This is a genomic window from Capnocytophaga sputigena, from assembly GCF_900446695.1.
In the GTDB taxonomy this organism is placed as follows: domain Bacteria; phylum Bacteroidota; class Bacteroidia; order Flavobacteriales; family Flavobacteriaceae; genus Capnocytophaga; species Capnocytophaga sputigena.
On the sequence record NZ_UAVP01000003.1, the window covers coordinates 1 to 13,268 of the forward strand.

A 13,268-nucleotide genomic window follows, 5' to 3' on the forward strand; every position below is an offset into this window, starting at 1 on the left:
AGTGGGGAGAATAAAGCCTACAAAAAACCAAAAGCCAAGTAATGATAGAAATACATAAGATAATACAACAAGTAAAACCTTGTTTCAATGTCAATTAGTACGTACTTAATCTGACATCTCAAAAAAAATGTTTTTCAAATAATACATAGAAGCTGTTTAAATTTCAAAAAAAGTAAAAATGTCTAAAGGAGTAAAACGTATAAAAATAATAAAAGGAGCCTATACCCCTAAAACAGAGGTTTTAGGTGAAAAAATTACGGTAAATTTCGATCAAAACAACAAAGAAATCCTTTTCCTTGTTTCGGAGTGGTTTGAGCATACTACTCCTAAAGAAAAACAAGGACAAGTAAGGTGGTTTGTACAAAACGAAAATAGAACAATTCTCAAAAAAGAAGTACTACCTTCTTCATCCCCTTTCCATTTTACAATAGAAAAAAAACTCTGCGGAAATTATCTCTTCTATGTGGAGGCTAGTCTCTCTGATAATAGAGCTAATAAGGGCAACACAGGAGTATACATCCAAGGAAAGTGCCAAGCTAAAATTATAAGTTCCAAATGGGCAAGAGAATCTGAAGGGAAAAGTATTAAAAATAATAATAAGCAAGACTATATTTGTTATGGACACCCTGTCTTTTTGCATTTAGAAACCGAAGGATTAAACAATCACAACTTAACAATAGAAATATGGAATAATAGACGTTTCCTTTTTGAGGATGAAAAAATTTACTCCTATTCCAATGTTATGGTTAATGAAGGAAGAGTAATCTTAGCAATATTAGATACCTTCAAATGGAAGAGTAGAGTTAAGGGTGTGATGTTAGATGTAGAAGAATTTTTTATCAAAGTAAAAGATAATGCTACAGGAAAATACATCAAAGATGATAGAAATCAAGAAGTCCACGCTATTTTTCTGAATGTAAAAAATAAAATAGTTTCCACAAAAACAGAGCCTCCCAAAAATATAACACCTTCTAAAGTAGGTAAACTCGATAAAAATGCAAAAAGTAACCACATTTGCAAGTTTAAAGAAATTACTATAAAAGACAATGATGAGTATTTTTCAGTTTTTAAAGAAGGAAAAACACCTTTGAAAAAAGTTTCTTCTGAAAACAAAACAGTAAAATCTAATGTATATTTTGATTTTGATAAATCTAATATACGTTCAGATGCTAAGAACACATTAGATGGACTATTGAATTTCTTGTGTTTCAATCAGCATTTAAATATGGTGCTCACTGGTCACGCCGATGATAGAGGCTCTTTAGATTACAATCAAGCCTTATCTGAAAGAAGAGCGCAAGCCGTAAAAGATTTCTTTATAGCAGGTGGATTAGACCCTAATAGAATTAAAATTTCTGGAGAAGGGGAAGGTAATCCTGCCGTAAAAGGAAATACAGAAGAAGCTTACCAGAAAAATCGCCGCGTAGAAATTGATTTCCGCTATTTAGAATACAATCAAGATGCTTTGATATACGAAACCATAGCAGGTAACTCTCTAAAATATAAAAAACTCGAAATAAAAATTGGCGAATGGTCTGATAAAGCTTGCTTTAGAAATCCTAAACACCAAAAAAATACCGTAATAGTAAAAAAATTTGGACAGGTTGTAGCCACAAAAAAAGAAAGTCAATTTTCTCAATTGGTTTTCGCCAAACATGAAAATTTCCCTAACAACTATTTCTATTTGTTAGTAGATTTCCTAAACCCTAAGGCTATTATCTATACCTCCGAAGCCTATCATATCAACAGTTGTGCCTATTTTGCCAATCCTAACAAAGCTACATTAGAGGTAAGAACCTACCCCGATGTGGTGTGGATAGGGCATTTCCAGTATAACTATGGAAAAGAAAAACCAAGCTATTACTTCCACCAAAAAGAACAGTTTAGTGATTTAACCATAGGAATTACCGACGTTCTAAATGAACTAAGACAAAGTGTCTTTTATAAAATTTTCGAAATCATTAGTCCTTTAGGATTCATTTTAGCTGACTCGATACTGGACTATATAGAAGAACAAGCTAAAGACTTTGTCTATGGCTTACACACAATTCACAACCGCACCTTAGAGAAAAAAGGAACAAAAGTTTCTTTAGTAGGTAAGCAAACTAATATTATCAAAGAAACTAGCTATACTAGGTATCTAGCTGCTGCTGCTATATATGAACTAGTAGCAATTGGTATAATTATAGATTTATTGCTTATCTACCTCACACGAGGAAAGAATTTGGGAAATAAACTCAAAAAAATCTCTAAAATGGTACGAAATGGGAAAGCTGTGCTTAAAAAGTTAGACGATGCAGGTGTAGAGTTTATCCCGCCTTCTATAGCCATTAATGCTGGAATGTACTACCAAAAACAAGAAAATGGAAAAGTAGCTTTAATCTACGAAGCAAACCTAAAAGCAGACCCCGTATTGGCAGTGAATTTCAAGCGAGAGTTTAATTTGTTAGAGCTGCTTCAAAAAGGAAGAGATATCAAGAATGCCAAATACCCTAAAGCAAATGAAAATAAGGAGAACAACAAGCTTATTGTCGAAAATTTCAAGGAAAAGAACGTATTCAATATCATAGGAAATATCGAAATACGTGGGGATTTAATATTCGAAGACAACGTGCGTTACAATATGCTTACCAATACCTATACCTTCGATGAGAAAATGCAAAACCTAAAAACAACTGCTAAAAACGAACGCACTTTAACAGGAAAAATAACTTTCAAAGCTATGATTAAAGGTAGGATGGAGGCTGAATTTTTTTTCACTAAAGTTGAAGCAGAGGCAGGAGCTGAGATAAATGGAGAGGCAAGTCTAAAACTGAAGTATGGTGTAAACAAAGAAGAAAACAAAAGTTTTTTTGTAGACTTGTCTTTACATTGTTCAAGCATAAAAGGTACTTATTGGGGAAAAATAAAAGCTAAGAGTTATCTTTTTGGAGATATTATTGATGAGTCAAAATATGTACCATTTACGCTAATTGAAAAATTTGATCTCCCTATTTCTAAAATTGAATTATTTAAATCTCAAGCATAATGAAAAAAGCAATATTAACACTATTTTTATTACTCAGCTTACAAAGCTGTTTACAAAAAAAAGAAACTATGATAACACAAAATCCAAACATTACCGCCGATAATCTCGTTGAAGAGATTGCAAAACAAGTAAAACACTATCCATCTGAGAAAGTATATAAAATCAGATATTCAAATGACAATTGTTATTTCGAAATGTTTGTGGATGGGATTAGAGTTCATAAGCTTTTTGTAAGAGGAGGTAGCACAGCAGTAGAGGTAAGTAATTTGTTATTTCACTCGGGGAAACATACAATTTCTTATAAAATGTATCCTCTCTATACCTTAGAAGAGGAAGGAAAAATTGTTAAACAAAATACTCTTGTAGACAAGTCTTATGTAACACTTGAGGTATGTTCTTATGATTTAAAGAATGAAGAGGCAGAAGATATTTCTTATGCAGAATATGCCACTCCCAATATAGCTACTAAAAACGCTCAAGGAGATACCATTTATAAGTTTGCTGGCGCTGGTAAAACTTATTACGAAGGGAGTTTTGAAGTAGAATTGGATGTTCCTTATCAGCTACAACCTCCTTTTGCAACAGCACAAGATTTGCGCAAAATGGATCAAAAACTACTAATGACCAAATTGTTAGCCAAATACAAAGAAGTATGGCAAATCTATAAAAATAGAGAACTTGATAATATTGCAAGATTAGAGTTTGATAACTTAAAACATTATGCAATTTCTAATTATGAAACCAAAGAAACTATAGCAGAGGACTGGGAAGTTTTTTATAATGTTTTTAAAAGTAATAATACTTTAGAGATGCAGCCCTTAGAAAATTACAAGTTAGAGTTTTTTGCAGACGGGAAATTAGTAGCCTTAATGTTAGATACTAAAGATAATCGCTTTAGAGGTAACACAGCACTTTGGGCAAAGGTGGATTACGAAGGTGGAATACGTCCCTTATTCTTAAATAAGTATTTCTATATTCCTCAAGGCGAAACGGAATTTAAAGTGTATTGATATGAAGCATTGGTTCCTTTGGGGCTTTGTGTTGCTAATGTTCTATAGCTGTTCAAGCCCCACCCCCGTAAATCAAAATCCAAACATCACCGCCGATAATCTCGTTGAAGAGATTGCAAAACAAGTAAAGCACTATCCATCTGAAAAAGTGTACAAAATCAGATATTCAAATGACAATTGTTATTTTGAAATGTTTGTGGATGGTATTAGAGCTTACAAACTTCCAGGAAGGGGAGTTATTGGTAGTACAGCAGTAGAGGTAAGTGAATTATTATTTCACTCGGGGAAACATACAATTTCTTATAAAATGTACCCTCTCTATACCTTAGAAGAAAGGGGAGTAACCACTACACAAAACACTCTTGTAGACAAGTCTTATGTAACACTTGAGGTATGTTCTTATGATTTAAAGAACGAAGAAGCTGCGGATATTTCTTATGCAGAGGAATATGTCACTCCCAATATAGCAATTAAAAACGCTCAAGGAGATACCATTTATAAGTTTGCAGGCGCTGGTAAAACTTATTACGAAGGGAGTTTTGAAGTAGAGTTGGATGTTCCTTACCAGCTACAACCTCCTTTTGCAACAGCACAAGATTTGCGCAAAATGGATCAAAAACTACTAATGACCAAATTGTTAGCCAAATACAAAGAAGTATGGCAAATCTATAAAAACAGAGAAATTAACAATATCGCAAGATTAGAGTTTGATATGTTGAAAGATTATGCAGTTTCACATTACGCTACAAAGGAAGTCATAAAGAAAAATTGGGAATATCTTTATGATAACTACAAGAACACTTCTTTTGAGATGCAACCTATAACAAATTACAAATTAGAGTTTTTTGCAGATGGTAAATTAGTAGCCTTAATGTTAGATACTAAAGATAACAAGATTCGTGGCAATACAGCACTTTGGATAAAATTAAAAGACGAGGAAAACACTCCCGTCTTTTTCAATAGGTATTTCTATATTCCTCAAGGCGAAACAGAATTTAAAGTGTATTGATATGAAGCATTGGTTCCTTTGTGTCTTTGTGTCAGTAGTTTTTCATAGCTGCTCACAACCCACCCCCGTAAATCAAAATTCAAACATCACTGCTGACAATCTCGTTGAAGAAATTGCAAAACAAGTAAAGCACTATCCTTCTGAGAGAATTTATGGACTTGGCTACTCTAATAACAATTGTTATTTTGATATGTTTATCAATGACATTAAGGTTCATACATTTCCTGGTAGAGGATTGATTGGTAGTACAGCAGTAGAGGTAAACCAATTGCTACCCCATTCAGGAAAATATACAATTTCCTACAAAATGTATCCTCTCTATACCTTAGAAGAAGAAGGAAAAACTGTTACACTAAACACCCTTGTAGACAGCTCTTATGTAGCACTTGATGTCTATTCTTATAATTTAAAAGATAAAAACGAAGGAGATATCTTTTATGCAAAATATGGTACGCCTAATATAGCAATTAAAAACGCCCAAGGAGACACCATTTATAAGTTTGCAGGTGCTGGTAAAACTTATTACGAAGGGAGTTTTGAAGTAGAATTGGAAGTTCCTTACCAGCTACAACCTCCTTTTGCAACAGCACAAGATTTGCGCAAAATGGATCAAAAACTATTAATGACCAAATTGTTAGCCAAATACAAAGAAGTATGGCAAATCTATAAAAACAGAGAACTTGACAATATCGCAAGATTAGAATACGATAGTTTGAAAGATTTGTTTATTTCTCATTATGCCACCCCAAAAACTATAAAGGAGAATTGGGCAGTAATTTACGACAACTATAAAAATGGGACTTTTGAAATACAGCCCATAGAGAATTACAAATTAGAGTTTTTTGCAGATGGAAAATTAGCAGCCTTAATGTTAGATACTAAAGATAACAAGATTCGTGGCAATACAGTGCTTTGGGCAAAACTAATATATGAAAATGGAGAGTTTGGTATGCCCGTCTTTTTCAATAGGTATTTCTACATCCCTCAAGGCGAAACAGAATTTAAAGTGTATTAATCATAATGAAACATATCATCTTTACCCTTTTAGTTTTAACAGCTTTTTATAGCTGCTCACAACCCACCCCCGTAAATCAAAATCCAAACATCACCGCCGATAATCTCGTCGAAGAGATTGCAAAACAAGTAAAACACTATCCATCTGAGAAAATTTATGGGATTGACTACTCTAATGACAATTGTTATTTTGATATGTTTATTGATAATATTAAAGTCCCCTACAATCGTGGTCGAGGGATAATTACAGGTGGAGCAATAGATGTAAACGAATTGCTACCTCATTCAGGAAAATATAGAATTTCCTACAAAATGTATCCTCTCTATACCTTAGAAGAAAGAGGAGTAACCATTACACAAAACACCCTTGTAGACAAGTCTTATGTAACACTTAAAGTTAAATCGTATGATTTAAAGAATGAAGAGGCAGAAGATATTCTTTATGCAGAATATACTACTCCCAATATAGCTATTAAAAACGCTCAAGGAGATAGCATTTCTTATAAGTTTGCTGGCTCTGGTAAAACTTATTATGAAGGGAGTTTTGAAGTAGAAGTAGACCTACCTTACCAACTACAGCCCCCTTTTGCAACAGCACAAGATTTGCGCAAAATGGATCAAAAACTACTAATGACCAAATTGTTAGCCAAATACAAAGAAGTATGGCAAATCTATAAAAACAGAGAACTTGACAATATCGCAAGAATAGAGTTTGATAACTTAAAAAATCTGTTTGTTTCTACTTATGCTGATATAGAAACAATAAGGGAAAATTGGAACGCTTATTATGAAATTTATAAAAAAGCTCCTTTAGAGATGCAGCCTATAGCAAATTATAAGTTAGAGTTTTTTGCAGATGGTAAGTTAGTAGCCTTAATGTTAGATACTAAAGATAATAATTTGCGTGGCAATACAGCACTTTGGGCAAAGATAGAATATGAAGGTGATATACATCCTTTATTTTTCAATAGTTATTTCTACATTCCTCAAGGCGAAACAGAATTTAAAGTATATTAATATGAAGCATTGGTTCCTTTGGGTCTTTGTGTTGCTAGCTTTTCAAAGTTGTTCAAGCCCCACCCCCATAAATCAAAATCCAAACATCACTGCCGATAATCTCGTTGAAGAGATTGCAAAACAAGTAAATCACTATCCTTCTGAGAGAATTTATGTAGTAGAGTATAACAGTATTCAAGTCATAAAGGTAACTTGATTTTAGATTTAAAATGCTTCAATTTTGTTCATTACACCAAAAGCTATGAGTTACACAGAATTATACAAAACTATAAAAGAGAACACTCTTATTCAAGGAGGAAGTATAGAACATCTTGAAAGAAAAGAAACTCTATACTATGATGAAACTGAAAATGTAAAGCATTTGATCATTAAAAATGGATCTCTCAATGCAAAATTTGATACAGTATTTGTACTTGGAGGTATTCAAGCTGAGGATACAATTTCTATTGAAAGTCTTAAATCAAGACTTGGAAAACAACCTACAACAGAACTTAAGGCAACAAATGACTTAAAAGGTGATTTTATTGCAATTCTGAGAAAAGATAATTTCCGTCAGATTTTAGAGTTGATACAAGAAAAAAAATGGCACATTCATTTCAGTGCTGCGCAAATCCTATACTATGCTTTTGTAGATATTGTAGATTCTATAGAGGGTACTGAAATACGGTCTAGGGAATTTAAGGCTGAATTATATCAAGTGCTAAAAAAAGACTGTAGAAAAACCGTAGAACATTTTAAAAAGTATAAATATCCAAATATAAAGGACTCAGAAAAAGAAGAATTTTTAGAGGGCATAATAAGAATGATAGAAGAACAAATTAAAGAGTCAGCATCAAAATACTTGACAAATCCTTTATTAATGTCATTGAAAAAACTTATCTGTACAGCTAAAAGACAAAAAGAGCTTACTTTTATCCAAAAGGAGGAGACTGGTACATGGGTAGAGTCTTTTATTCAATTCTACAGGCAAGAAATTATAAAATTCCATAGAAAGAATTTAATATTTGATGAAGAAAAACAAGTACAGAGAGGACTCAAGGAAGAGGATCTTGAAATAAATAGGAAACTTTTAACTAATTATAGTTTTATAGATTCTAAAACAAATGCAATGATACAGGTATCTGATTATGTAGTTTCTATAATTAAAAAGTACATAATGTTTCTTGACAGAACAGAGTTAGAGATTGAACAAGATATCAAAAACTTTGATGATATACAAAAAAGAAACTATGTTCTTTTGAATACTATTCTTAAAGATTCTTTAGACTATAACCCTTTGTTTCTGAATTTTACTGTTTGTTTGTACACTTACAAAAAAATTATGAAGTATATAAAAGAATATAGTTGTAAGTGATAGAGAATGTGAATTTTTGTATAATAATTAAATGAGAGATTTTTTTAAAGAATATAAGAAATATATTATAAAGCATCCTAAGAAAGTAGAATATAAACCTACAAGCAATAATTTTGATATAAAAGAGCTATGTAAAGTAGTAGAAAAAGTAAATACAAATATTCCATATACAGAGGAAGATCAAACAGCTATAGAATATTTTATAGAAATGTCCGATAACCTGCATAACTTGTGTGTAGAGTTTTATAAGCATATAGAGGACAACTATAAACACTTGAATCTAAAAGGTTGTCATATTGCAGAATATATAATAGCTTGGATAAATAGGGAGTATAAAGTTGTATGGGATAAGCGAAAAGTAGCTTTACAAAAAGCAGGAAAGGGAATATTTCTTCTATCAGATTTGACGAACTTTAAACTTCCATCTATAGATCCTAAAGTAGGGTTACTTGATGCTCGTGCTTGTTTAGAAAGTATGACAGATTCATGCAGTTTGTTGCTAAATTATCTGAGATACTTTCTTAATAAAGAACTAAGTTATAAAGATTCTAAACCAGAAGAGTTTTCCGGTAGAATTATAAACTTAATACAAAATAGTCAAATGCTTGTTGCATTAAAGCATTCTTATAATGACATACTCTATAATGATGGTTTTGTAAATATAGATAAAAAGAATAGACTTATTACTTTTGACTACGAGAATAAGAATAATCTTAAACTGCTTTTAGCAGGCAATATGATGTTTACAGAACGCCAAGCTTATGTAATGAGTCGTGCACGTGAAGAAGGTATCAATCCAAGACTTTTTAAGTACATTTCTAGCTATCGCATAAAGAATGTAATAATCAATAATAGTTCTATCACACTAGGTTTTGGAAAAGGATATTCAAAAGAATATAAATTAATAGTCATTGAAATACAGTCTTATATAGATGCTTACTATGAGTTTCTTGTAGGTAGCACAATATTACCAAAACTTAATAACTGTACAATAGATGAGGCAATTTCAGTATGGTGTGCTATACAATATATTGTTGAGTATGTACTCTTAAATGTTAATTATAATGTATCTATAATTTATCAAAAGGATTTTTCTTCTGTTCCAAGTAAGATACTAAAGAAAGACCTCATATCATACATTGAAAAACTTACTAATATCAAACGTTCAAAAATAAAAGCAGTAATAACTATATTAGAAGCAGATTGGACAAAATTCAATGATATTTGGACATCTATGCTATATCCTGTTGAAGAATATTATCTTTTGCCATTTTACCCTATTACCTGTTCTTCTCCCTATAATGTTATTGATAAAATTATGTTCAAAGGAGGTTTTAACCTTGATGACAGAGGAGTACAGTTTGAAAATTTTCTTCATAATCAGTTAACACAAAAAGAGACTTCATACCCTATAACTTGTATACCAACAGGGAAATATGGAAAAAAAGGTAGTGAAGAAGAAATAGATATTCTTATCTCAATGAAAAATGTGGTTTTAGTAGCTGAGGCGAAATGTATTCACTATTCAATAGAGCCACTTAATTATGCTGAGGCATGGGAAAGATTAGAAGAAGGTTGCGAACAGGCTATTAGAAAAGCTGAATTTATAAAAAACAACCCACAATATTTCAATAAGTTAGGCGATTATTCTTCAAAAGAAATCATCCCTTTTGTAGTAACAAACTATCCGACATTTTCTGGTTTTTCTCATAAAGATGTGTATGTAATAGACTCATATAGTTTTTTATCATATATGCATTGTGGCACCTTGTCAATAAGACAGTTAACATCAACGATTGATCCAATTTTAGGGATAAAATTTTTCTATCATAATGAAGACCAATTCTCAAATAAGTTTATAGAATATTTGTCAAATAATCCTATAAAACAGATACTCTTGAAACAAATTTATATTCACGATCTACCTATAACGACAGGAAATAATGGTTGGAATACTGTTAGCAAATCAGCTCAGGTGAATAATGATCCAATCTTCAATATACCAAATGATATCTAATAGTATTTGCAATGGTAACCATAAAAACAATACTGTTATTATAGATTGATAAGCTAAATTAGTCACATAACCCACTATAAAAAATACACAAGAATGGTTGTAAGTCTCATCATACTCGATAAGATTTTCCAGAGGCTTTAGTAAGGTGATTCACTACATCTGCTACACTTGCATAGGTTTCTTATTTTTATCAACAAAAGAGAAGTATCGCTCTACATTGCGCTAATTTCCTTTTTTAAATCTCTAAACTTTGAAGTAGCCATACTCACAACACAACGCTCAGAGAGAATGCCCCCGTGTCGGTTCTTGGAAATGATGATTTCTACCTCATTTTTAGTACTTTCATTATTGTATTCCTTATCCCAATGGTCAATACCGTAATATTCGGGGCGATAGAGGAATACCACTTCATCGGCATCTTGTTCAATAGCGCCAGAGTCTCTTAGGTCAGAAAGAAAAGGACGCTTGTCTGTGCGCTGTTCTACATTTCGTGACAGCTGAGAAAGAGCAATCACAGGGATATCGAGTTCTTTTGCAAGTCCTTTCAAACTGCGAGAAATAAAAGAAATCTCCTGCTCTCTATTACTAGCTTTGGGATAGGTAATAAGCTGTAGATAATCAACAAACAATATATTGATATGATAGCGAAGAGCCATTGACTTTGCCTTCATTTTAAGATTTTCAATTGAAATAGACGAAGTGTCATCTATATGTATTTTCATTTGGGTAAGATTGTCTTTCAGAGAGATATAGCGATACACTTCCTCATCTTTAAGTCCTTTGCGAAGAATGGAAGAATTAGGAATATCAGTATAATTAGTAATAATTTTAGAGGCAATTTGCTCTGCCGACATTTCCAACGAAAATACCCCTACCGAATATCCTTGAGCTACCATATCTACAATTTGTTGTACTAAAAAAGTAGTTTTCCCCATACCAGGGCGACCTGCAACAATGGTAAGATTAGATTTCTGCCAACCTCCAAATACTTTATTGATAATAGTTAGAGAACTTTGTAATCCTGTGAGCTTCCCTTGATGAATACTCTCGAAATTCTTTTGCACTGCCTCTACTAATTCAGGAAACTCACGCGTTTGACGGTTATTTTCAATAAACTTATCAATAAAAAGGTTATTAAAGTATTCAAAAGCCTTATCGCGTATGTCGAATATATCATTCTCTTTCTTTTGAGCCATACTGAGAAGTAGGGAGAATTTATTGATAAAATCCCGTTTTACAGATTCTTGTACCAAAAGCATTATATGGTACTCTATATTAGCAGATGAAATCGCAAAATTAGCTAAATCAATACAGTAAACAGTGTATGAATTTAGTTTTTTCTTCTCAAATTCTTTTCCTAATAGTATCAAATCTACAGTGCCGTATTGTTTCCAAACTCGCACAATAGTTTCGTAAATAGCTTGATGTTGTGGTGCAGAAAAAAGATAAACACTCAGCATATTATAGTATTGCGCAATGAGTTGGGACTCACTCACAAGATTGCCAAGTACGTATTTTTCTATATCTATATCGATGTTTTCATTCATTGTAAGTAGATTTAGGTCTGTTTATTTTTGGAACATTAAAGATGTTTTTATTGTTTGACCTTAGATAAGGCATAGTGTTTTTAAGAGTTTGTTTCCAATTTACAATAGGTTTGTTATAACCACTTACCCAGCCATCATCTTTCCAAGTTTCATATTTTATTTTTAAGTGTACATCTAACCCTTCTTCATAAATATCTAATGTTTTTGCATAGTTCATAAATTCTTCAAAAGAAGGAATATCAATGTTTTTAGAAATGTTTTCTTTAGGAACTTCTCTTGGAAGTGTTAGACTTTCTTTTTTAGGCATTTCACTTGTTTTTAGAAATTCTCCTAATTGAGAAACAGACTTCTCACCCCGTTTTTTAATAACTTGTTTAACGCTTGTTTTTTCTCTTTCTACAGCAAAATTTCTAACAAGGTAGTCAGGAATAATTCTGTATAAGGTAGGAAATCCATTAGTAATCTGAAAACTAATAAGACCTAAATTCCGTAAAGTATCTTTACTTGTTTTTATGGTCTTTCTATTTATTTTTAATCTTTTACTCATTACTTTGTCAGAAAATTCAAAATCTTTACCTCCTACCTTATCCCAATTGTCTAACAGAAAAAGATAAATAGCCACTATAGGTGCTGATAGTGGATAAACATCATTAAAAGTCCAAAACTTTTTTGTTAAACTGAGATAGTCCATTACTCTTTGCTTTTTTTGAGTAGCTCTAAGGCTTTTTCTTTATCAATTATTATGAGTTTACCATTCTGACAAATAGCTTCATCTAAAATCCCTGAACTCTTTATCTTACTTGCTGTAGAGCGTGAACAACCTAATATTTTAGCTAGTCCCTTTAGCCCATATTCATACTTTTTATTCTTAGCCACTAAAGCAAGTTGTATTTCTGTTTTCTGAAGTTCCAAGAACTCTCCAACAGTAAGCTGCCATAAAGGTGTATTGTTATCTAGCATATCCATAGCATAATTCAAGAAAGATGTTTAAAATACTTTTATTCCCTTGTGATAACCATTCCATTTTTTAGGAGGAAAAAGCTGTTTTCTCTTCAAAAGCTCTCTAAGAACTTCTACTTCCTCCAAAAGCTCTTTAGGAACTTTTTTTAATTTTTTGCTATATTGTTTTTCTTTTTGCTCTTGTTCTGAACCTTGTAACATATTAATAAGAGCTTGAGTATCTTTTTCCGATAGCTCAAACTGATGAATTGTTTTATAGGCTATTTGTACAAGAGGGTTCATTAGCTAATTTTATCTATAAAAATAATTGTA

The 13,268-nt window shown here is 32.0% G+C and carries 12 protein-coding genes; 8 read left to right on the plus strand and 4 right to left on the minus strand.

The features are described from left to right. Nucleotides 1–178 precede the first annotated feature (178 nt). The 8 genes from DR017_RS00060 to DR017_RS00095 are packed head-to-tail and all read left to right on the plus strand — an operon-like array spanning nucleotide 179 to nucleotide 10,449. Entirely contained in the window at nucleotides 179–3,028 is a 2,850-nt protein-coding gene (locus tag DR017_RS00060) for an OmpA family protein (RefSeq protein ID WP_002682178.1), read from the plus strand. Further along, nucleotides 3,028–4,038: an NADPH-dependent FMN reductase family protein gene (locus DR017_RS00065; RefSeq protein ID WP_095909088.1), complete on the plus strand. Its 1,011-nt coding sequence runs from the start codon at nucleotides 3,028–3,030 to the stop codon at nucleotides 4,036–4,038. Before DR017_RS00060 ends, DR017_RS00065 begins: the two co-directional genes overlap by 1 nt. Nucleotide 4,039: 1 nt before the next feature. Next, nucleotides 4,040–5,047: a hypothetical protein gene (locus DR017_RS00070; protein WP_095909089.1), complete on the plus strand. Its 1,008-nt coding sequence runs from the start codon at nucleotides 4,040–4,042 to the stop codon at nucleotides 5,045–5,047. 1 nt (nucleotide 5,048) lies between these two features. Beyond that, nucleotides 5,049–6,062 (plus strand): hypothetical protein, encoded by a 1,014-nt coding sequence (locus DR017_RS00075; RefSeq protein ID WP_002679008.1) that lies wholly within the window; start codon nucleotides 5,049–5,051, stop codon nucleotides 6,060–6,062. A gap of 5 nt (nucleotides 6,063–6,067) precedes the next feature. Beyond that, nucleotides 6,068–7,078 carry a hypothetical protein gene (locus tag DR017_RS00080; protein ID WP_002678923.1) on the plus strand — a complete coding sequence of 337 codons (1,011 nt, stop codon included), beginning with the start codon at nucleotides 6,068–6,070 and terminating at the stop codon, nucleotides 7,076–7,078. Nucleotide 7,079: 1 nt separating this feature from the next. Beyond that, complete coding sequence (locus DR017_RS00085) at nucleotides 7,080–7,274, plus strand: hypothetical protein (RefSeq protein ID WP_002679063.1); 195 nt, start codon at nucleotides 7,080–7,082, stop codon at nucleotides 7,272–7,274. Nucleotides 7,275–7,319: 45 nt separating this feature from the next. Beyond that, the gene (locus DR017_RS00090; RefSeq protein WP_100066534.1) at nucleotides 7,320–8,432 is read left to right on the plus strand and encodes a DUF3800 domain-containing protein; all 1,113 of its coding nucleotides are present in this window, start codon (nucleotides 7,320–7,322) and stop codon (nucleotides 8,430–8,432) included. A gap of 31 nt (nucleotides 8,433–8,463) precedes the next feature. After that, on the plus strand, nucleotides 8,464–10,449 hold the full coding sequence (locus DR017_RS00095) for a hypothetical protein (RefSeq protein WP_002679177.1): 1,986 nt from the start codon (nucleotides 8,464–8,466) through the stop codon (nucleotides 10,447–10,449). 212 nt (nucleotides 10,450–10,661) lie between these two features. On the opposite strand, the gene DR017_RS00100 is transcribed toward DR017_RS00095, so the two are convergent. From DR017_RS00100 to DR017_RS00115, 4 genes are read right to left on the minus strand one after another with little or no spacing between them, the layout of a single operon-like run. After that, the gene (locus DR017_RS00100) at nucleotides 10,662–11,996 is read right to left on the minus strand and encodes a replicative DNA helicase (protein WP_002679037.1); all 1,335 of its coding nucleotides are present in this window, start codon (nucleotides 11,994–11,996) and stop codon (nucleotides 10,662–10,664) included. After that, nucleotides 11,989–12,687 (minus strand): helix-turn-helix domain-containing protein, encoded by a 699-nt coding sequence (locus DR017_RS00105; RefSeq protein ID WP_002678941.1) that lies wholly within the window; start codon nucleotides 12,685–12,687, stop codon nucleotides 11,989–11,991. Before DR017_RS00105 ends, DR017_RS00100 begins: the two co-directional genes overlap by 8 nt. Continuing rightward, complete coding sequence (locus tag DR017_RS00110; RefSeq protein ID WP_040361093.1) at nucleotides 12,687–12,962, minus strand: DUF3853 family protein; 276 nt, start codon at nucleotides 12,960–12,962, stop codon at nucleotides 12,687–12,689. Before DR017_RS00110 ends, DR017_RS00105 begins: the two co-directional genes overlap by 1 nt. A gap of 21 nt (nucleotides 12,963–12,983) precedes the next feature. Next, on the minus strand, nucleotides 12,984–13,238 hold the full coding sequence (locus DR017_RS00115) for a hypothetical protein (RefSeq protein WP_002679060.1): 255 nt from the start codon (nucleotides 13,236–13,238) through the stop codon (nucleotides 12,984–12,986). Nucleotides 13,239–13,268: the final 30 nt, after the last annotated feature.